Raw genomic sequence first — 19,329 nt, 5'->3', positions numbered from 1 at the left:
TCGGGCAGGTCCGATGCTATCGCAAGCAAGCTCGCATCGGTGCTGCGAGCCTGCTTTTTGGATCCAACCCCGCCATCTATCGCCTTCATCGCTAAGGCAAATTGCCGCCCCACAGGCGGTAGGCTAAGCTCACGGATATTGGGGGCTTTGAGCGATTCGCTCATGTTTTGCCCTCCCCAGGAATTCGCTTGCCTATCCCCATCCATGATCCGCTCCACACCCCTGGCGGTGCACTGAAGCGCCTGCCGCTGCTCAAGGCGGCGGTGGCCTTTATTGCAGCGGTCTGCCTGTGCCTGTGCGGTTTGCTGTACCTGCAACTGGAGCAGTCTCGCCGGCACGACCTGGAGTCGGCGAGAATCGCTTCGGCCAACCTGACCTGGGCCATGGCCCAGCAGGCCCAGGACACGTTCCGTCAGGCCGACCTGGTGCTGGACAGCCTGACGGACTGGATTCAGGTCGATGGTTTCGGACCTTCGCTGCAACCGCGCCTGCAGAAAATACTCGCTCGGCGTGTGCAATCGCTGGAGCAGTTGCATGGCCTTTTCCTGTTCGACAAGGACGGGCAGTGGGTCGTCACCTCCTTCGACAATCTGAAGAAAGGCAGCGGCGTGGCGGACCGGGAGTACTTCGTCTTCCATCAGCAGAACGCCTCCTTGATCGCCCATATCGGACCGGCGATCCGCAGCCGGCAAAACGGCGACTGGATCATCCCCATTTCGCGGCGCCTGAATGATGAGGACGGCAACTTCCAGGGCGTGCTCATGGCCGGCATCAAGATGTCGTACTTCGACAGGTTCTTCAAAAGTTTCAGTCTCGACGACAAGAGCGAGATGGTCCTGACCTTGTCCGATGGAACCCTGCTGGCCCGCCGGCCTTTCGACGAGACGATGATCGGGCGCTCCCTGGCCCAGGAGCGTCTGTTCCGGCATGACCTGGCTGGTACGCAGCCTCACAGCGCGATGATCCGCTCCACCACCGACGGCGTCGTCCGGCTCTATGACCACCAACACCTGCAGGCCTATCCGCTGATGGTCACGGTCGCGATGTCCAAGCAGTCGATCCTGGCGGGCTGGTATGCCAAGGCCTTTCAATCCAGCCTCATCGTGGCCCTGGTGGTTACCGGTATCTGCCTGTTCGGCTGGGTATTCGTACGCCAGGTGCGTAACAACGAGCGGATCGAGGCCGACCTGCGCAAGGCCCAGGAAACCTTGCGATTGATCGCCACCCACGACAGCCTGACCGGGCTGGCGAACCGGCGATTGTTCGAGCGGGCCCTTGACATCGAATTTGGCCGGGGCGCACGCCAGCGCAGTTCGTTGAGCCTGATCCTGCTCGATATCGACTTCTTCAAGCGCTACAACGATACCTACGGGCACGTGGCCGGGGACCATTGCCTGGCCGAAGTGGCGAAGGTCCTCAAGAGCTGCTGCCATCGCAAGGCCGACCTGGCGGTGCGTTACGGAGGGGAGGAGTTCGCCGTGTTGCTGCCCGACACCAACCTGCAGGGCGCCGTGACGCTGGCCGAGCAGATCCGCAGCAGCCTGATCGAGAAACACATCACCCATTCCGGCTCCCCGACCGGCTACCTGACGGTGAGCCTGGGCTGCTATGCCTTCGTGCCCAGCAGCCTGGACAGTACCGAAGTCTTCATCCAGAGGGCCGATGCCGCGCTTTACCAGGCCAAGCACAGCGGCCGCAATCGCGTGGCGGTGTGGTCGACGGAAGATGGGCGCGGTGTGCTGGAGCGATCCGACCGTTGAGGTTCGTTGGAGTCATCGACCGCTGAAGACGGTCAACTGCACATCGAAGTCAGGGTCGATGTACAGGAGCAGGTGAATGGACACTTCTGCCGATACGCCTTCAAACGTCATGCGCCATACCCCCATTACCCGTCGCCTGGTGGCCGCCGTTGCGGGGCTGTTCGTCGTCGGCGTGCTGTTGACCGTCGCGGCGCTGCTCGACATCGCCAGCGACCTGGATGCCGAGGATGTGCGCAAGACACATTTCTACACCGAGCGCGCGGTGGAAAATCGCATCACCGCCTCGAAAAACTACATCACCAGCTACGCCTTCTGGACCACGGGATACGAACATCTCAATGGCGAGGTCGATGTGAACTGGGCCTACGCCGAACAGAACATGGGCAAGACGCTGTTCACCAACGACGAATACGAAGGCGTGTTCGTCATCGACCGTGAGCGCACCAAGTACGCCTTGATACGGGGACAGCCTGTCCAGGCCGACGTGTCAGCCTTCATGGACATGCCGTTGCAGGAACTGATGAACCAACTTCAGGACCAGTCCGATCTGTCGACGCCCCGGATCCGCTATACCTTGTTCGAGGGCTGGCCGGCCATCGTCACCGCTGCGGTGATCCTGCCCAATGACGAGCGCCCCCGGATCGATCCCAAGGGCACGTCGATCCTGCTGTTTGTCGATCAGCTGACACCCGTCAAGCTGCGCAAGCTGGGCCAGAGCTACGGCTTGATCGATTTGAATCTCAAGCAGGATACGACGCTGGAGCCAGGCCAGCCGGCGGTACCGCTGGACAGTACCGGCTACAGCCTGGTGTCTCGGCTCGAACGACCGGGCCGGCAGTTGCTCTGGTCGCTGGTACCCCCGCTGGGCGCGGCACTGTTGATCCTGGCGTTGCTCACCGCCTGGTTTTTCCGCTACGCCATGCGTACCGCACGGCATGTGGACGCCAGCCATGATCGCCTGGAGAGATCGGCCCAGGCCCTTGAAGCCAGCGAAGAGCGGTTCCGGGCCGTGGCCGAGGCGGCTTCCGACTGGATCTGGGAAATCGACGGCCAGCGTCGCATCACCTACCTGTCGGGACGCTTCAGTACCGTTACCGGGTTTTCCGACCGGCAATGGCTGGGGCAGGACATCGAACAGTTGTTGTTCTGCGACACGACACCGATTGCCTTGTGGCTGGGCAACCTGACGGAGGAACACAATGCCAGCAACCTGCGTTGCTCCTACCGCGATCACTCCGGGCAATTGCGCTTTTGTCGGGTTTCGGCGCGGCCGATCCAGGACAAGGGCGAGGTGGTGGGGTATCGCGGCACCGCCAGCGACATCACCGACGAGGTGGCCGCTCACGCTCAGGTCCAGCACTTGTCATTGCACGATGCGCTGACCGGCCTGCCGAACCGCAACAAGCTGGCGCGGCACCTGGACGACGCCCTGCTGGCCAAGGAGCATTCCGCGCCCTTGACCCTGCTGATGGTGGATCTGGACAACTTCAAGCCGATCAACGATTCCCTCGGCCATCCGGCCGGCGACGCGGTGCTGCTGGAGGTGGCCCAGCGGTTGCGCGACAGTACCCGTGAGCAGGACCTGGTGGCGCGGTTGGGGGGCGATGAGTTCGTCGTGGTTCTCAGCGGCATGGAGAACACCACCGAGATCGATCGGTTCTGCGCACGGCTGATCGACAGCCTGCAGCAACCGATCCACTATGAGACTCATGCCCTGCACATCGGCGCCAGCATCGGCATTGCGGTGAGCCGTCGCCAGGGCTACGTGCCCGGTGAGTTGATCCGTTGTGCCGATATCGCCTTGTACCAGGCCAAGTCCGAAGGCAAGAAGACCTGGTGCTACTTTGCCCCGCACATGAATGACCAGATCCAGCATCGACGCCAGCTGGAAAACGACCTGCGCCAGGCCTTGAAGAGAAACGAGTTCGTCCTGCATTTCCAGCCTCGCTACAAGGTCGACGGTCGCGAGATCGTCGCCGTCGAGGCCCTGGTGCGCTGGCAGCATCCAAGCCAGGGCTTGCTGGGGCCGGATGCCTTCATTCCAATGGCCGAACAGACCGATCTCATCGTTCCGCTTTCGCGCTGGGTGCTGCGCGAGGCTTGCGAAACCGCGCTGACCTGGCCGGGGGACCTGATGGTCTCGGTCAATCTCTCTCCCGCGCAGTTCGAACGCAGCGATGTGGTGGAGGATGTGCGCCAGGTGCTGATCGAAACCCATTTCCCGGCCAGCCGCCTGGAACTGGAAATCACCGAGAACGTGATGCTCAACGATGTGGACGGAGCCCTCCAGGTCATGAATGCCCTCAAGGAGCTGGGCGTGCGCCTGAACATGGACGATTTCGGTACCGGCTATTCTTCACTCGGCTACCTGCGCACCTATCCGTTCGATGGCATCAAGATCGACAAGCGTTTCATCGCGTCCATGAGCAACAGCAGCAACGACCGCGCGGTGGTGCAGGCGATCATCAACCTGGGCAAGGCCATGGGCCTGACCGTCACGGCCGAAGGGGTGGAAACCCTGGATCAGCTCGGTTCGCTGGGAACGGACCAATGCCACGAGGTCCAGGGCTATTTCCTCAGTCGACCCATCGACAAGGCGGCTTTCACGCACCTGCTGCAAAGTGCTCGGCCCTCGTCGAGAACCGGATCCTGAACATCGTTGCAACCACTGCGGTTTGTTGTCGGTCACACATGAGTGTCCTGGCATTCGAGTTCTGGCCCATGAAAAACCTGCGGATCGCGACCTTCAACATCAATGGCATCCGGGCCCGGTTGCCCAACCTGCTGCAATGGCTGGAGCGGGAGAGCCCCGATATCGTCTGTCTGCAGGAGCTCAAGGCGGCCGACAAGGATTTTCCGGCGGCGGAACTGGAGTCGGTGGGGTATGGATCGATCTGGCATGGCCAGGCGTCGTGGAACGGTGTCGCGATCCTGGCCCGCGATGCGCAACCCCTGGAGAGCCGCCGGGGCTTGCCCGGCGGTGATGCCGACAGTCACAGCCGCTACCTGGAGGCGGCCGTGCATGGTGTCCTGGTGGGGTGCCTGTACCTGCCCAACGGCAATCCACAGCCAGGCCCCAAGTTCGATTACAAGCTGGAGTGGTTCAACCGGCTGATCGACTACGCCAAGGACCTGCAGGCCAGCGATCACCCGGTGGTGCTGGCGGGGGACTACAACGTAGTGCCCACCGACATGGACATCTACAACCCACGCTCCTGGCTCAAGGATGCGTTGCTGCAGCCTGAAAGTCGGGAGTGCTACCAGCGGCTGCTGGACCAGGGCTGGACGGATGCGTTGCGCCATCTGTATCCGCAGGAGAGGATCTACACCTTCTGGGACTATTTCCGTCAGCACTGGCAGAAGAACTCCGGGCTGCGTATCGACCACCTGTTGCTCAACCCGGCGGCCAGTCCTTATCTGAGCGAGGCAGGGGTAGACGCCTGGGTCAGGAACCAGCCTCATCCCAGCGATCATGCCCCCACCTGGATCCGGCTCGCCTCACGAAAACGACGCTGAAGGGCGAAACCCGGCGGGCCGGGGTGTTGTCGGTGCACAAGTAATGCCTTATACCTGCTGCCAACTGCAGTGAGCTTGCTGCAAGCCCTGCGCCGGACCGGATAAGGACACCCTCATGGACACCGCACGACTGAGCGATACGGGCCGTTATCTGCATCGCCTGGGCTTCGACGCCCCACCCGCACCGACCCTCGAGACATTGCGTCAGCTGCAATGGCGCCACACCGCCGAGTTCCCTTTCGAAACGCTTTCCACGCTGCTGCGTCAACCGGTGCATATCGACCTTGAATCGATCGAGCGAAAAGTCTTCGAGCAAGGTCGCGGTGGCTACTGCTATGAGCTCAATCACTTGTTCATGGCGCTCCTGCTGGAGCTGGGCTTCGACGTTCGTGGCATCACCGGCAGGGTTCTGATGAACGCCTCACAAGGAGCGTGGCCAGCGCGTACCCACCGCATTACCCTGGTGGTCATCGATGGCGTGCGCTATATCACTGATGTGGGGTTCGGCGGCATGGTGCCCACCGCCCCGTTGTTGCTCGATAGCCGGGACGTGCAGGCCACGCCCCACGAACCGTACCGCATCGAGGTGCATGAGGACGGCTACCTGCTGCAAGCCAACGTCGCGGGCGAATGGCGGCCGATGTACCTGTTCGACCTGCAACGCCAGGAGGACATCGACTACGCCGTGGGCAACTGGTACGTCTGCAGTCACCCTGAGTCTCCGTTCATGGGCCGGCTGATGGTGGCCCGCACGGGAGACGGCATGCGCAAGACCCTCAACGGCAACAGCTATGCCGTGCACCGGCTGGGACAAGAGAGCGAGCGACGGATCATCGCGCACGCCGATGAACTGATCGAGCTGCTGGAGGAGGAATTCAGCCTGCGCGTTCCGCCGCGAGAAGTGCTGCGGCCCGCGGTGAAGGGGCTGCTCTAGGCTCTGTTTGAAAAGACTTGAGGCAAAGGTCATGCAAGGCGAAAACCGGCGAGTAACGGCCGGAGTCGCGCTCGTTTTTACTGGAGTAAATGAGCATTGCGATCGACTCGCGCACGAGCCGGTCTTCACCGCCGCCTGAACGAGTATCGAGGCTTTTCAGGCAGAGCCTGGAGGCAATGGGGTCACGGATGAGGTGATGACCCTTTGGTCATGATGTGGGCTGAAAGTTGTATACAACTATCTGGACATTTGTCCTGATTTTTGAATACAGTGTGCCCATAACAAAAAACAGGGAACCCCCGAACCATGAAAACGCCCCATGTTTCACTCCCACGGCCCGAGGACGAAAACCTTGGTGTCGGCGCGAATATGGCTTACGGCCTGCAACATGTGTTGACCATGTACGGCGGTATCGTTGCGGTGCCTTTGATCATTGGCCAGGCAGCCGGCCTGTCGTCGGCGGACATCGGCCTGTTGATTGCGGCGTCGCTGTTCGCAGGGGGGCTGGCTACCTTGCTGCAGACCCTGGGCCTGCCGTTCTTCGGGTGCCAGTTACCCTTGGTGCAAGGCGTATCCTTCTCCGGCGTCGCGACCATGGTGGCGATTGTCGGGACCGGCGGGGAGGGTGGTTTCCAGGCCATCCTGGGGGCGGTCATCGCCGCATCCTTGATCGGTTTGCTGATCACCCCGGTGTTTTCACGCATCACCCGGTTCTTTCCACCGTTGGTTACAGGCATCGTGATCACCACCATCGGCCTGACGCTGATGCCGGTGGCGGCACGTTGGGCCATGGGGGGCAACAGCCATGCCGCCGATTTTGGCAGCATGGCGAACATCGGGCTGGCTGCCGTCACGCTGGTGCTGGTGCTGTTACTCAGCAAGATGGGCAGCGCGACCATTTCCCGGCTGTCGATCCTGCTGGCCATGGTGGTCGGCACCGTGATCGCGGTGTTCCTGGGCATGGCGGATTTTTCTTCCGTCAGCGAAGGGCCGATGTTCGGCTTCCCCGCACCGTTTCATTTTGGCATGCCCACGTTCCACATCGCGGCGATCCTGTCCATGTGCATCGTGATCATGGTGACCCTGGTGGAGACCTCTGCCGACATCCTGGCGGTGGGGGAGATCATCGACACCAAGGTAGACTCCCGGCGCCTGGGCAATGGCCTGCGGGCCGACATGCTGTCGAGCATGATCGCCCCGATCTTCGGGTCCTTTACCCAGAGCGCCTTTGCCCAGAACGTCGGGCTGGTGGCGGTGACCGGAATCAAGAGCCGCTTCGTCGTGGCCACCGGCGGGGTATTCCTGGTGGTGCTCGGCCTGCTGCCGTTCATGGGGCGGGTGATCGCGGCGGTTCCGACCTCGGTACTGGGCGGTGCTGGCATCGTCTTGTTCGGTACCGTTGCCGCCAGCGGCATTCGCACCCTGTCGAAAGTCGATTACCGCAACAACGTCAACCTGATCATCGTCGCCACCTCCATCGGCTTCGGCATGATTCCCATCGCCGCACCGAACTTCTACGATCATTTCCCCAGCTGGTTCGCGACCATTTTCCATTCGGGCATCAGCTCTTCGGCGATCATGGCGATCGTCTTGAACCTGGCCTTCAACCACTTCACCACGGGCAATTCCGACCAGCAGTCGGTCTTCGCCGCCGGGACCGAGCGGGTGTTGCGCTACCAGGATCTCGCGGCGTTGCGCGAAGGCGATTATTTCAGCGATGGCAAGCTGCATGACTGCGACGGCAATGAGATCCCCGTGGTGGCGGAGCCTGCTCATTCGACGGCAGAGCATGCCCCGGTGCGGCTTGAAAGCCGCGAGCACGTCTGACGGGGTGATGTAGCGCTCATGAAAAAACAGCCTGTGATTGGCCAGTCACAGGCTGTTTTTTTATGCCGGGTCCAGGTTACCAGCGACCGTAGTGGCCCCGGGGTGGGCCGTAGTAATAGCCCCGTGGTGGCCCGTAATACACCGGTGCCGGACGATAATAGATGGGCCGCTCTATATACACCGGCTGTGGCTGGTAATAGACCGGTGGTGGCTGCTGTACGTAGACCGGCTGCGGCTGGACATAGACCGGCTGCTGCACATACACCGGACGGTCGCGGTTGATGAGCGCCGAGCCGACGATGGCCGAGCCGACGATTGCGCCGAACACTGCGGGCCCCTCCCAACCACCGCGACCATGGGCGGATGCCTGGCCGGTGACCGCGAGTGCCCCCACGAGCAGGGCGATGATGGGGAGTTTACGATTCATGTCGGTTCCTCGTTTCAACCCCGGCGGCTGTGGTCTGGAACAAACCCGATGAGGGTCGCCGGGATATTTGCTCTGACAACGATTTTCCCAGGATCTGCAACGCCGTTGGGTAAATATTGTGTAAGGTCCAACGAGACGGTCATCCGTTTGTCCGAAAGTGAACGCAAGGAACACGCATGCAATTTCATCACGACAAGAACACCCAGTTGTGCATGTCCCTCTCGGGGCGCCCCGGTAACTTCGGCCTGCGCTTTCATAATCATTTGTATGAGCAGTTGGGCCTGAATTTCTACTACAAGGCTTTCAGCAGCCAGGACCTGCCAGGTGCTGTCCGTGGGATCCGCGCCCTGGGCATCCGGGGATGCGGGGTGTCGATGCCCTTCAAGGAGGCCTGCATCGCCCTGGTCGACGAGCTGGATGCTTCCGCCGCCGCGATCCAGTCCATCAACACCATCGTCAATACCGATGGGCACCTGAAGGCCTACAACACCGACTACATCGCCGTCGCCCAGTTGCTGCAAACCCATGCCGTGCCCAAGGAATCGACCTTTGCCCTGCGCGGCAGCGGCGGCATGGCCAAGGCCGTGGCCAGCGCGTTACGCGATGGCGGTTACCGCAAGGGGCTGATCGTTGCCCGCAATGAAACCGCTGGCCGGGCGCTGGCCGCGTCCCTGGGCTACGAGTGGCAAGCGGAGCTGGGCGAGCAGCGGCCGCAGATGCTGATCAACGTCACGCCGATAGGCATGAGCGGCGGGCCGGAAGCCGATCAGCTGGCGTTTTCGGCCGACGCCATCGCGGCAGCCGAGACGGTGTTCGATGTGGTGGCGATCCCATCGGAAACACCGTTGATCGTGCGCGCTCGAACCGAAGGCAAGCGCGTCATCACCGGGCTGGAAGTGGTTGCGATCCAGGCCCTGGAGCAGTTCGTGCTGTACACCGGTGTACGGCCGAGCCTGGAACAGTTCGAAAAAGCCGTGGCCTTCGCCCGCGCGGTCTAGACGCGGGCCTTGCCTGGTTATTCCAGCCGGGCCAGCCGCTCTTCCAGCGCCGCGATGCGGGCTTCGAGCTCTTCGATGCGTTCCAGCGACACGCCGCTGCCCGTCCCGCGCTCCACCGGGTGCTGGCGGGCGGCGAGAATCGCCTCGATGTCCGCCGGATCGCCCAAGGCATGGACGTATCGATCTTCCCGCTGGCCGGCCTGGCGCGGCACCAGCAGGGCCAGGCCGCGGGCGATGAGGCGCTCCAGCTGATGCAGCACTTGTTCGGCGTCTTCGAAATCGTGCATCCGGCCGCTGCGGGTCAACAGTTCGTTGACGGTTTGCGGACCGCGCAGGAACAGCAACCCCATCAGGACCACCTGGGCCGGCACCAGCTCCAGGGCCTTTTCGACCCGATGTTCCCAACGGTCGGCGCGGCTGCCCATCACGAGCCGGGTGAAACCCTGGCCCTCCAGCGCCCGCAGGCTCTGGCCAACCTGGCCTGGGGTGAGGTTCATCACCGGTTCGCGGCTGGTTTTCTGGTTGCAGGCCAAAACCAGGGCGTTGAGGGTCAGTGGGTAGGTTTCGGGATTGGTGGCCTGCTTTTCGATCAGGGCCCCGAGGATGCGGATTTCCGTGCTGTTGAGCCGTGCTGCTTCGGCCTGATCCTGTTCTTCGATGCTCATCGCGCGTCCCCTATGCTGTGAAGCCGCCTAGCCTAATCCTTGCGCAATAAAAGACAAGCTGCGCGACAGCGTGTCTATAATCGCCGACGCTTGATAAGACTCTTTTTTCCATCACCTGCATGAGATCCCCATGACTATTTCCCTGTACGCCGCTTCCATCCCGGTTTTCAAGCAGATGCTCAACGCCATGAGTGACGTCCTGAGCAAGGCCGAAGCCCATGCCAGCGCGAAAAACATCGAGCCGAACGCATTCCTGCAGGCCCGGCTGTACCCGGACATGTTCCCGCTGGTGCGTCAGGTGCAGATCGCGGTGGATTTCGCCAAGGGCGTCTCCGCGCGGCTGGCTGAAATCGAAGTGCCGAAATATGACGACAGCGAAACCACCTTCGCCGAACTGCAGGCCCTGATCGCCAAGGTGCTGGCTTTCATCGACGGCATCCGCCCCGAGCAGATCGACGGCAAGGAAAATATCGAGATCGTCACCCGTCCGGGTACGCCGAAGGAAAAGCGCTTCACCGGCCAGAACTACCTGCTGACCTACGGCCTGCCGCAGTTCTTCTTCCACGTCACCACCACTTACGCACTGCTGCGTCACAACGGTGTGGAAATCGGCAAGCGCGACTACATGGGCGCGTTCTAAGCCTGGCAGCATGAAAAAGCCCGGGACGGTGTGGGCCGTCCCGGGCTTTTTCATGACTTTCGATGGGTGTGGGCCGGGCCTGGGGGGCCCTGTCTAGCTTCATGGGCGTGACCATGCCCGCGAAGGGGCGGGTTCATCCACGGCCCAGGCTGGGATTCTTCCAATGCATCAGGCCGTGCGTGCGAGCTTCTTTTCTTCACCCAGGCAAGCCGCCGCCGTGAACAGCACATCCGTAGACGAGTTCAATGCGGTTTCCGCCGAATCCTGCAGGACGCCGATGATGAAACCGACGGCCACGACCTGCATGGCGATTTCGCTGGGAATGCCGAACAGGCTGCATGCCAGGGGAATCAGCAACAGCGATCCGCCGGCCACGCCGGACGCACCGCAGGCGCAGATGGCCGCCACCACGCTCAGCAGCACGGCGGTCGGCACGTCCACTACGATGCCCAGGGTGTGTACGGCCGCCAGGGTCAGCACGGTGATGGTGATGGCGGCGCCCGCCATGTTGATGGTTGCACCCAGGGGAATCGATACCGAGTAGGTGTCCTCGTGCAGGCCCAGGCGCTTGCTCAGTTCCAGGTTGACCGGGATGTTTGCCGCCGAGCTGCGGGTGAAGAATGCGGTGATGCCACTCTCGCGCAGGCAGGTGAACACCAGCGGGTAGGGGTTGCGACGCAGTTTCCAGAACACGATGAGCGGGTTGACCACCAGCGCGACGAACAGCATGCAGCCGATGAGGACCGTCAGCAGATGGAGATAGCCGAGCAGGGCGCTGAAGCCGGAGGTCGCCAGGGTCGAGGCGACCAGGCCGAAAATCCCCAGCGGCGCGAAGCTGATCACCAGGCGTACGATCACCGTGACGCCGTTGGAGAGGTCCTCCAGTACGGTGCGGGTGGTCTGGCCGGCATGACGGATGGCGATCCCCATGCCGATGGCCCAGGCCAGGATGCCGATGAAGTTGCCGTCCATCAGCGCCCGGACAGGGTTGTCCACCACGCTGAGCAGCAGGCTCTGCAGCACTTCGCTGATACCACCGGGAGCGGTAACGGCGACGTCCTGGGTGGACAGTACCAGGCTGGACGGAAACAGCGTACTGGCTACCACCGCGACCACGGCCGCGGCGAAGGTGCCCAGCAGGTACAGGAACAGGATCGGCCGGATATGGGTTTCCTGGCCGTGCTTGTGGTTGGCGATCGAGGCCATGACCAGCACGAACACCAGGATTGGCGCCACGGCCTTGAGCGCGGACACGAAGACCTTGCCGATGAAGGCAGTGGACTTCGCCACGTCCGGCGCCAGCCAGGCCAGGGCGATACCCAGGATCAGGCCGATGACGATTTGCGTCACCAGGCCGGTGCGTTTGAAGCGTTGCAACAGGGAAGGGGATAAAGCAGTCATGACGACCATCCAGATATTTTTTTTGTGAGCAACGGGCGACGATCAGGGCAACAGGCGGGCAGGCCACATGAGCGGAGCCGGAAGAGTGTTACGTATTTGAGGGCGCGGACTTTAGCACAGCCCGGGAAGAAATCTGACGGACCTGTGACGATCCGTCACCCGGTGTTCAAGTGAATTTGTCTGTCGCGGACATTCTGTTAGGCTTTGGGCTTCTCATCTTTCTATTCCGCCAGCGGGCCCCTGGGCCAACGCTGGTGTCGTCGTTTTGCTGGAGTTATGCATGCTGTTACCCATTTTCCTGTTGTCGGCCGCCGGTTTCACCGTGCTGACCACGGAGTTCATCATTGTCGGCCTCCTGCCGTCCATTGCCCGCGACCTGCATGTCAGCATTCCCCAGGCCGGGCTGCTGGTGACGCTCTTCGCATTTACGGTGGCGGCGTTCGGGCCGTTCCTGACTGCCTGGTTCGCCCGTTTCGAACGGCGCAAGCTGTTCATTAGCGTACTGCTGATGTTCGGACTGGCCAACACACTGGCGGCCGTTGCCCCCGATATCTGGGTCATGGCGATCGCCCGGCTGGTCCCGGCCCTGGGCTTGCCGGTGTTCTGGGCACTGGCCAGCGAAACGGCCGTGGATATCGTCGGGCCGCAACATGCCGGGCGCGCCATAGCCCGGATCGGATTCGGCATCGTCTGCGCCACGGTATTCGGGATTCCAGTGGGCACACTGATTTCCGACATGTTCGGCTGGCGCAGTGCTTTCGCGATCCTGGCGGTCATCGCCTTTGCCAAGGCGTTGCTGCTGTTCGTCTATCTGCCGAAAACCAGCCTGCACCTGCATCAGGTGAGCTTCCGCTCGCAGTTCAAGATCCTGCGCAGCCCGTTGATGCAGGGGCATGTCCTGCTGTCGATCCTGGTGTTCAGCGGCATGTTCACGGCCTATACCTACCTGGCCGACATTCTCGAACGTCTCGCCGGTTTCGACGGCACGCTGGTGGGTTGGTGCCTGATGGGCTTCGGGGCCGTGGGGCTGTTGGGCAACTCCCTGGGAGGCCGCGCGGTGGACCGGCATCCGCTGATCGCCTCGATGGTCTTCTGTCTGTTCATGATCGGCGGCATGGTGGCATTGGTGCCGAGCATTCATTCCACCCTGGGGCTGGCGGCGGCGATGGGCATCTGGGGCGTGACCCAGGCCGCCCTGTTCCTGGTCAGTCATGTGCGTCTGATGAAGGCCGCCCCCCAGGCGCCGGCCTTTGCCGCGTCGCTGAACATTGCCGGTGCCAACCTGGGGATCGGCCTGGGGGCGATGGTGGGTGGACGCGTCATCGATACCTTGGGCCTGGGCAGTGTCGGGTTCGCGGCGGCCGGGTTCATACTGGTCTCGATCCTGCTGGCCTTGTTGCTGATGACGTTCAGTCAGGGCCAAACAGTTCGCGCCGAGCCCCTTCGGCAATTGCGACAATGCCCGGATGACTGACCTTGCGTTCCACGGAAATGGCATAGAACGATTCACTCACGGCATCGGTCCGGCCGATCTCCCGCACGCCGTACTGGCGTATCACCTCTTCGGCGATCACGCTCGGGCCGATGAAGATCCCGCTGCCTGACTGACCGAAGGCTTGCATCAGCGCGCTGTCGTCGAATTCGCCGACGATACGTGGCTGGATCTGCTGCTCGGCGAACCAGCGTTGCAGGCGGCTGCGCACCACGGTTTCCGGACCGGGAATCAGCAAGGGGGCATCTTGCAGGCCGCGAGGGAAGTCCTGCCCGTACTGTTCGGCCAGGGCGGTGGTGGCAAAGAAGCTGATGCCGCATTCCCCCAGTTTCTGACTGTAACCCTTGATGTCCAGGTGGGTCGGCATCGGGCTGTCGGAAATCACCATGTCCAGACGCTGGATCGCCAGGTCCGCCAGCAACCGTTCGAGTTTGTCTTCGCGACAAGTGATGCGCAGGGGCACGCTCAACTCCATGGTCGGTGCCAACAGCCGATAGACAATGGACTTGGGCACCACATCCGCCACCCCGACCCGGAACAGCGCCTGTTGTTCGTTGGGCTGGGCCCGCAGCATGAGCTCCAGCTCGCCTCCCAACTGGAACATCTGTTCGGCATAGGGCAGCGCCTGGCGACCGGCTTGTGTCAGTTCCAGCTGGCGTCCTACGCGGCGAAACAGCTTGATGTGGTACGTCTGCTCGAACAGGGAGATCTGCCCGCTGATGGTCTGTGGAGTCAGGTTCAGTTGTTCGCAGGCCCGTACGATGCTGCCTGTCTTGGCCACGACCCAGAAGTAATGCAGTTGCCGGTAATTGAGCATGGAAGCACCGATTCGGAAAAACCGAAGTATAACCGCTGAAAATACGAATTTCCCTGAACTATCGGTCTCTCTAGAATGCTGCTCCATCGGTGGGGCATCTTCGTGCTCCCTCTACTCTGAGAGGCACTTTATCCAATGACATTCAGATCCTTGGGGCTTGTAGCCCTGTTTGCGATGTCTTCGCTGACGCTGGCAGGCTGCGAGCAGGCCGAAAAAAGCGCCCAGCATCTGGCCGAGCAGTTGAAGGAACAGGCAGTGGAAACCGCCAAAAAGGCCATCGACGACACCCACAAGGCCGCCGAGCAGGCGCTGAACGAGGCCACGGGCGGCCTGATCAGTCCAAAGAAAGAACCGGCGGACGAGGCTGACGAATCGGCAGCTGAACCCAAATCTTCCACCCAAGCCATCTAACCCGTCATATCGAGTCAGGACTGACCCATGGATTATCTTTTACAACTCGTCGCCAGCCCTACAGCCTGGATCGCCCTGGCGACCCTGGTCGTCATGGAAATCGTGCTGGGCATCGATAACCTGATCTTCATTTCGATCCTGACCAACAAGCTGCCCGAACAGCATCGCGCCAAGGCTCGGCGGATCGGTATCGGCATGGCGTTGCTCCTGCGTCTGGGTCTGTTGAGTACCATCGCGTTCATCGTGCAGCTCACGGAACCGGTCATCGAGATCCTTGGCCAGGCCTTCTCCTGGAAGGACATGATCCTGATTGCCGGCGGTCTGTTCCTGCTGTGGAAAGCCACCACCGAGATTCACCACAGCATGGACCCTGCGCCGGATGATCCCAAGTCGGCCACCTCTGGCGTGACCCTCGGATTTGCTGCCGCGATCGGTCAGATCCTGATGCTGGACCTGGTGTTTTCCATCGACAGCATCATCACGGCCGTGGGCATGACCGAGCACTTGCCGATCATGATCATCGCAGTGGTCGTGTCGGTGCTGGTGATGCTGCTGGCTGCGGAGCCGCTGGCCAAGTTCATCAATGACAACCCGACGGTGGTCATGCTGGCCCTGGGCTTCCTGATCATGATTGGTATGACGCTGATCGCCGAAGGCTTCGGGGCCCACGTGCCCAAGGGCTATATCTACGCGGCCATGGCGTTCTCGGCTGCGATTGAAGTGCTGAACATGATGGCCCGCCGAGCCCGGCAAAAGGCTTCGGTCGAAGCCGAAAACGCCTGATTCCACGAGGCCATGAACAAGCCGCCCGGGTCCATGCCCGGGCGGTTTTTTTTCATGCTGGATAATGATCGGTCAGTGTGCGGCGACGTGGCGCCTGGCGGGTTTCGCGGTTTTTTCCGTTTGTGGCGGTGCGTGATGATGACGGCGGGTGATCCGCAGGACCCCCCACAGCATGGCCGTCGCTACGCTCAGCCAGCCGAATACAAGCATCACAATGGTGGTCGTCAGGCTCATAGGGCCTCCTCAACCCCGGATCGGGGCAACGCACTCTGTTCATTGGACAGTTTAGCTGTTCAAGTATTGCAAGCAGTCGAACGCATTCCTTGGCGTCGGACCGGATCGTTCTATTGCGGCGACCAGACTGCGGTTAAAGGCTATACCAGGGAGGCGCGGGCATCTTATGATCGACGCCCCAAGCCTGGCCCGGATGCCGGGTGCCTGAACAAGAGAGTCATCATGTCGTCGGTCATTCCCTCTATCCGATCATTGGTATCTGCCGTTGCCTGTCTGGTGGCCCTGGCGGGTTGCGCCGGTGGGGTGTCGCCCCAGATCCAGCGCCTGCCCGAACGGGTCGAGCTCAATAGCGTGCCGTTCTATCGCGGCGAGCTTTACCTGGGCGCGCCGCAGTCCCTGGCGGCCCTGCTGACCCTGCAAGGCACGGTGATCACGCCAGGGCTGCTGGAGAAACCGCTGCATTTGCCGGGCGGCGAAGCCCATCTGCAGCAGAGCATGCAGACGTTGGCGCGTGAGTACGGGCTGGTGGTGTACCCGCTCGACAGTCGCCTGGACGCACTGCTGGAGCAGGTTGCGGCGGGCAACCCCGTATTGCTGCGTTACACCGAAGGCTCCGCATTCTGGTCCGGGCCTCGGTACGCAATCCTTGCCGGCTACAACCGGCAGAAGCAGACGGTCTTGCTGCGTTCGGGCATGAACCGCCGGCTGTCGATGAGTTTCAGTGGGTTCGAGTCTGCCCTGAAGGACGCCGGTGGCTGGGCCGTATTGCTCCAGCGACCGACGCAACTGCCGGCCAACGTCGACTCGCGGCGCTGGCTGAAGGCTGCCGACGAGCTGGCCGGGGCAGGGCAGGAGCAAGCGGCGGCTCGGGCCAGCAAGGCCCTGGGTGCGGCCCATTGAGTGCCTGCCCCGTTCGTCACCTGCCGGGCACGACCTGAGCTGCCTGGGGCTCTTATCGTCAGGGTTCCGACGTTCGGGCCCTGATTCGAGGAGGCACGTATGGCACAGTCGAAAACCCCCACAGGGCCCCATTCTTCCGAACACTCGTCCGCCGAAGACGACCTGGGATTCGATCCGGATTCGCCGGATCTCGACGATCCCCAGGTCGACCCGATAGGACCGGCCAAGGCCCCACGGGACGACAGGAAAGAGCAGGATCCGCCTTCTTCCAAGGCCTATGATCCGTTGGGCAATCTCAAGCCCTGAACGCAAACAGCCCCGGATATCCGGGGCTGTTCATTTATTGCCGCACGCTTATTGGGAGGCTTCCACCACCCCGGTCTGGCGGCTTTTCAGGTTTTTCGCTGCCTTGTATTGCAGGGCCACGGCCGGAGCGCTGGTGCTCTTGCCGGTTTCGACCCAGCTGCGAATCCGGCTGGCGTCGGCAAAATGCGTGTATTTGCCGAAGGCATCGAGGATGACCAGCGCCATCGGGCGATTGCCTATTTTCGTCACCAGCACCAGGCAATGTCCGGCCTGGTTGGTAAAGCCGGTCTTGGTCAGCTGAATATCCCAGTTGCCCCTGTGGACCAGGTGATCGGTGTTGCGAAAGCCCAGGCTGTAGACCGGCTTGCGGAAGGTGACGGTCTTTTCCTTGGTGGTGCTCAATTCGCTGAGCAGCGGATATTTGCGAGCGGCGATCAACAGCTTCGTCAGGTCCCGGGCGGTGGAGACGTTATGGATCGACAGGCCGGTGGGCTCGACATAATGAGTGCTGGTCATGCCAAGGGCCTTGGCCTTGGCGTTCATGGCGGCGATGAAGGCCGCGTAACCGCCCGGGTAGTGGTGGGCGAGGCTGGCGGCGGCGCGGTTCTCCGAAGACATCAAGGCGATCAGCAGCACGTCGCGGCGCGACAGTTCACTGTTGAGCTTGACCCGGGAAAACACACCTTTCATCTCGGGTGTGTTGGCAATCGTGATGGAGATGTATTCGTCCAGGTTCTGTTTGGCGTCCAGCACGATCAGGCCAGTCATCAATTTGGTCACCGACGCGATCGGAACCACCACGTCCGGGTTGCTGGAGTAGACGACTTTATCCGTCTGCAGGTCCAACAGCATCGCGCTGCCCGACGCGACTTGCAGTTTCGAGGTGTCGCGTGGGGTCGCGATGGTTTCCTGCGCGTGGACATCCTGGGTGGCAAGGGCGCCTGAGAAAGCGAAGAACAGGCTGAGGATCGAAAGACGGATTTTCACGCGAGTAGACTCGATGGAGTTGTAAGGTACCGTTCGGCAACGGCTTTGAAAAAAGCGCTGCATTTTATGAGTATGGGTGACAACCGCGCTACATGCCTGCGCCGCGGGTGCGAGTGAATGAATAAAATTTAATCGGATGCGATCCTGCAGGGGCGAACCTGAAAAATATGTCATCGAGTGGCGATGAAGGAGGGCGTGCGTGTCGTTCGATCAGGCGCAGAAACGCCTGCGAAAGCGCCACTGGCTTCCGCAGGGGGCAGGCGGCTGAAGCTGCGATCAGCTATGCAGGGTTTCCGCCGCGTACAAGGTGTTTTCCAGCAGGCATGCACGGGTCATCGGGCCCACTCCGCCAGGCACCGGTGTGATCCAGCCGGCGCGCGGCAGTGCGGTCTCATAGACCACGTCGCCCACCAGCTTGCCGTCATCCTGGCGATTGATGCCCACGTCGATGACGATGGCCCCTTCCTTGATCCACTCGCCCTTCACCAGGCCGGGTTTGCCGGCGGCCACGACCACCAGGTCGGCGCGTCCGACGTGGCCGGCCAGGTCCTTGGTGAAGCGGTGGGTCACAGTGACCGTGCAGCCGGCCAGCAGCAATTCCATGGCCATCGGGCGACCAACGATGTTGGATGCGCCCACGACCACGGCATCGAGCCCATAGAGATCCACGCCAGTGCTTTCCAGCAGCGTCATGATGCCTTTGGGCGTGCAGGGCCGCAGCAGCGGGATGCGCTGGGCCAGGCGGCCGACGTTATAAGGGTGGAAACCGTCGACGTCCTTGTCCGGGCGGATACGCTCCAGCAGCTTGGAAGCGTCGAGGTGCTCAGGCAGGGGCAACTGGAGCAGGACCCCATCGATGTTCGGGTCATCGTTGAGACGATCGATCAGATCGGCCAACGCTTGCTGGGTGGTTTCGGAAGGCAGGTCGTAGGCCTGGGAAAGGAAGCCGACCTCTTCACAGTCTTTACGCTTGTGCGAGACATAAACCTGAGAGGCAGGATCGCTGCCGACCAGGATCACCGCAAGACCGGGGGTGCGCAGGCCTTGCTGGCGACGCTCGGTAACGCGTTGGGCGATCTGCTGGCGCAGGCTGGCGGCGATCGATTTGCCGTCGATAAGTTGTGCAGTCATTGCGCGTGGTTAACCATCGAGAGGGGAAAAAAAGAGAGCGCATTCTCGCATGCCGAGGCGTGAGGGCAAAGGCGCTTGGTCTGCAAATTCCCCTAACCCC

At 61.8% G+C, this 19,329-nt stretch carries 19 protein-coding genes; 12 read left to right on the top strand and 7 right to left on the bottom strand.

Translation table 11 applies throughout. The features are described from left to right. Positions 1 to 188: 188 nt before the first annotated feature. The 5 genes from BT179_RS02030 (at position 189) to BT179_RS02010 (ending at position 8,037) form a co-directional block, all read left to right on the top strand. Positions 189 to 1,760, top strand: a complete 1,572-nt coding sequence (locus BT179_RS02030; protein ID WP_072388925.1) for a sensor domain-containing diguanylate cyclase — start codon at positions 189 to 191, stop codon at positions 1,758 to 1,760. A gap of 76 nt (positions 1,761 to 1,836) precedes the next feature. Beyond that, a complete protein-coding gene (locus BT179_RS02025) occupies positions 1,837 to 4,413 on the top strand; it encodes a bifunctional diguanylate cyclase/phosphodiesterase (protein WP_072430374.1) in 2,577 nt (858 codons plus the stop codon). A gap of 68 nt (positions 4,414 to 4,481) precedes the next feature. Next, entirely contained in the window at positions 4,482 to 5,276 is a 795-nt protein-coding gene (xth, locus tag BT179_RS02020) for an exodeoxyribonuclease III (RefSeq protein ID WP_072430375.1), read from the top strand. A 115-nt stretch (positions 5,277 to 5,391) separates the two neighbouring features. After that, positions 5,392 to 6,210: an arylamine N-acetyltransferase family protein gene (locus BT179_RS02015; RefSeq protein WP_072430376.1), complete on the top strand. Its 819-nt coding sequence runs from the start codon at positions 5,392 to 5,394 to the stop codon at positions 6,208 to 6,210. Between the two features lie 306 nt (positions 6,211 to 6,516). After that, positions 6,517 to 8,037: a nucleobase:cation symporter-2 family protein gene (locus tag BT179_RS02010; RefSeq protein WP_072388917.1), complete on the top strand. Its 1,521-nt coding sequence runs from the start codon at positions 6,517 to 6,519 to the stop codon at positions 8,035 to 8,037. 76 nt (positions 8,038 to 8,113) lie between these two features. On the opposite strand, the gene BT179_RS02005 is transcribed toward BT179_RS02010, so the two are convergent. Beyond that, positions 8,114 to 8,464 carry a hypothetical protein gene (locus BT179_RS02005; protein WP_072388915.1) on the bottom strand — a complete coding sequence of 117 codons (351 nt, stop codon included), beginning with the start codon at positions 8,462 to 8,464 and terminating at the stop codon, positions 8,114 to 8,116. Positions 8,465 to 8,640: 176 nt separating this feature from the next. Here BT179_RS02005 and BT179_RS02000 point away from each other — a divergent pair, with 176 nt between their 5' ends. Beyond that, a complete protein-coding gene (locus tag BT179_RS02000) occupies positions 8,641 to 9,462 on the top strand; it encodes a shikimate 5-dehydrogenase (RefSeq protein ID WP_072388913.1) in 822 nt (273 codons plus the stop codon). 17 nt (positions 9,463 to 9,479) lie between these two features. Here the strand turns inward: BT179_RS02000 and BT179_RS01995 are convergent, their stop codons facing one another. Beyond that, positions 9,480 to 10,127, bottom strand: coding sequence for a YceH family protein (locus BT179_RS01995; RefSeq protein ID WP_072388911.1), 648 nt, complete (start codon positions 10,125 to 10,127; stop codon positions 9,480 to 9,482). Between the two features lie 130 nt (positions 10,128 to 10,257). Here BT179_RS01995 and BT179_RS01990 point away from each other — a divergent pair, with 130 nt between their 5' ends. Continuing rightward, complete coding sequence (locus tag BT179_RS01990) at positions 10,258 to 10,767, top strand: DUF1993 domain-containing protein (RefSeq protein ID WP_072388909.1); 510 nt, start codon at positions 10,258 to 10,260, stop codon at positions 10,765 to 10,767. A gap of 168 nt (positions 10,768 to 10,935) precedes the next feature. On the opposite strand, the gene sstT is transcribed toward BT179_RS01990, so the two are convergent. Beyond that, positions 10,936 to 12,168 (bottom strand): serine/threonine transporter SstT, encoded by a 1,233-nt coding sequence (sstT, locus tag BT179_RS01985; RefSeq protein ID WP_072388907.1) that lies wholly within the window; start codon positions 12,166 to 12,168, stop codon positions 10,936 to 10,938. A 280-nt stretch (positions 12,169 to 12,448) separates the two neighbouring features. Between sstT and BT179_RS01980 the strand changes: the two genes are divergently transcribed. Next, positions 12,449 to 13,642, top strand: a complete 1,194-nt coding sequence (locus tag BT179_RS01980; RefSeq protein WP_231991092.1) for an MFS transporter — start codon at positions 12,449 to 12,451, stop codon at positions 13,640 to 13,642. On the opposite strand, the gene nhaR is transcribed toward BT179_RS01980, so the two are convergent. After that, a complete protein-coding gene (gene nhaR / locus BT179_RS01975; protein WP_072388905.1) occupies positions 13,578 to 14,477 on the bottom strand; it encodes a transcriptional activator NhaR in 900 nt (299 codons plus the stop codon). The genes BT179_RS01980 and nhaR overlap by 65 nt on opposite strands. Positions 14,478 to 14,612: 135 nt before the next feature. Here nhaR and BT179_RS01970 point away from each other — a divergent pair, with 135 nt between their 5' ends. Together BT179_RS01970 and BT179_RS01965 are read left to right on the top strand one after the other, a co-directional pair. Further along, on the top strand, positions 14,613 to 14,888 hold the full coding sequence (locus BT179_RS01970; protein ID WP_072388903.1) for a hypothetical protein: 276 nt from the start codon (positions 14,613 to 14,615) through the stop codon (positions 14,886 to 14,888). Between the two features lie 27 nt (positions 14,889 to 14,915). Further along, positions 14,916 to 15,671 carry a TerC family protein gene (locus tag BT179_RS01965; RefSeq protein ID WP_072388901.1) on the top strand — a complete coding sequence of 252 codons (756 nt, stop codon included), beginning with the start codon at positions 14,916 to 14,918 and terminating at the stop codon, positions 15,669 to 15,671. Positions 15,672 to 15,743: 72 nt separating this feature from the next. Here BT179_RS01965 and BT179_RS26685 read toward each other — a convergent pair whose 3' ends face one another. After that, positions 15,744 to 15,905 (bottom strand): hypothetical protein, encoded by a 162-nt coding sequence (locus BT179_RS26685; RefSeq protein ID WP_165887621.1) that lies wholly within the window; start codon positions 15,903 to 15,905, stop codon positions 15,744 to 15,746. A 222-nt stretch (positions 15,906 to 16,127) separates the two neighbouring features. On the opposite strand from BT179_RS26685, the gene BT179_RS01960 reads away from it, so the two are divergent. Both BT179_RS01960 and BT179_RS01955 read left to right on the top strand, forming a co-directional pair. Next, positions 16,128 to 16,805, top strand: a complete 678-nt coding sequence (locus BT179_RS01960; RefSeq protein WP_072430377.1) for a hypothetical protein — start codon at positions 16,128 to 16,130, stop codon at positions 16,803 to 16,805. 99 nt (positions 16,806 to 16,904) lie between these two features. Then, complete coding sequence (locus BT179_RS01955) at positions 16,905 to 17,111, top strand: DUF6021 family protein (RefSeq protein ID WP_072430378.1); 207 nt, start codon at positions 16,905 to 16,907, stop codon at positions 17,109 to 17,111. A 48-nt stretch (positions 17,112 to 17,159) separates the two neighbouring features. Here BT179_RS01955 and pbpG read toward each other — a convergent pair whose 3' ends face one another. Together pbpG and folD are read right to left on the bottom strand one after the other, a co-directional pair. Further along, positions 17,160 to 18,098 (bottom strand): D-alanyl-D-alanine endopeptidase, encoded by a 939-nt coding sequence (gene pbpG / locus BT179_RS01950; RefSeq protein ID WP_072430379.1) that lies wholly within the window; start codon positions 18,096 to 18,098, stop codon positions 17,160 to 17,162. 276 nt (positions 18,099 to 18,374) lie between these two features. Next, a complete protein-coding gene (folD, locus tag BT179_RS01945) occupies positions 18,375 to 19,229 on the bottom strand; it encodes a bifunctional methylenetetrahydrofolate dehydrogenase/methenyltetrahydrofolate cyclohydrolase FolD (RefSeq protein ID WP_039589132.1) in 855 nt (284 codons plus the stop codon). Positions 19,230 to 19,329: the final 100 nt, after the last annotated feature.

It is taken from the genome of Pseudomonas sp. NFACC43, assembly GCF_900119645.1.
Classification (GTDB): domain Bacteria; phylum Pseudomonadota; class Gammaproteobacteria; order Pseudomonadales; family Pseudomonadaceae; genus Aquipseudomonas.
The sequence above is the reverse complement of the archived record's forward strand: the minus strand, read 5'-3'. Positions and strand labels throughout refer to the sequence as shown.

Bases quoted from the DNA above. Each gene is read 5' to 3' on its own strand.
- BT179_RS02005 (WP_072388915.1), bottom strand. From the start codon at position 8,464: ATGAATCGTAAACTCCCCATCATCGCCCTGCTCGTGGGGGCACTCGCG.
- BT179_RS02000 (WP_072388913.1), top strand. From the start codon at position 8,641: ATGCAATTTCATCACGACAAGAACACCCAGTTGTGCATGTCCCTCTCG.
- folD (WP_039589132.1), bottom strand. From the start codon at position 19,229: ATGACTGCACAACTTATCGACGGCAAATCGATCGCCGCCAGCCTGCGC.
- BT179_RS02015 (WP_072430376.1), top strand. From the start codon at position 5,392: ATGGACACCGCACGACTGAGCGATACGGGCCGTTATCTGCATCGCCTG.
- sstT (WP_072388907.1), bottom strand. From the start codon at position 12,168: ATGACTGCTTTATCCCCTTCCCTGTTGCAACGCTTCAAACGCACCGGC.
- xth (WP_072430375.1), top strand. From the start codon at position 4,482: ATGAAAAACCTGCGGATCGCGACCTTCAACATCAATGGCATCCGGGCC.
- BT179_RS01990 (WP_072388909.1), top strand. From the start codon at position 10,258: ATGACTATTTCCCTGTACGCCGCTTCCATCCCGGTTTTCAAGCAGATG.
- nhaR (WP_072388905.1), bottom strand. From the start codon at position 14,477: ATGCTCAATTACCGGCAACTGCATTACTTCTGGGTCGTGGCCAAGACA.
- BT179_RS26685 (WP_165887621.1), bottom strand. From the start codon at position 15,905: ATGAGCCTGACGACCACCATTGTGATGCTTGTATTCGGCTGGCTGAGC.
- BT179_RS01970 (WP_072388903.1), top strand. From the start codon at position 14,613: ATGACATTCAGATCCTTGGGGCTTGTAGCCCTGTTTGCGATGTCTTCG.
- BT179_RS01960 (WP_072430377.1), top strand. From the start codon at position 16,128: ATGTCGTCGGTCATTCCCTCTATCCGATCATTGGTATCTGCCGTTGCC.
- BT179_RS01965 (WP_072388901.1), top strand. From the start codon at position 14,916: ATGGATTATCTTTTACAACTCGTCGCCAGCCCTACAGCCTGGATCGCC.
- BT179_RS01980 (WP_231991092.1), top strand. From the start codon at position 12,449: ATGCTGTTACCCATTTTCCTGTTGTCGGCCGCCGGTTTCACCGTGCTG.
- BT179_RS02010 (WP_072388917.1), top strand. From the start codon at position 6,517: ATGAAAACGCCCCATGTTTCACTCCCACGGCCCGAGGACGAAAACCTT.
- BT179_RS01995 (WP_072388911.1), bottom strand. From the start codon at position 10,127: ATGAGCATCGAAGAACAGGATCAGGCCGAAGCAGCACGGCTCAACAGC.
- BT179_RS01955 (WP_072430378.1), top strand. From the start codon at position 16,905: ATGGCACAGTCGAAAACCCCCACAGGGCCCCATTCTTCCGAACACTCG.
- BT179_RS02025 (WP_072430374.1), top strand. From the start codon at position 1,837: ATGGACACTTCTGCCGATACGCCTTCAAACGTCATGCGCCATACCCCC.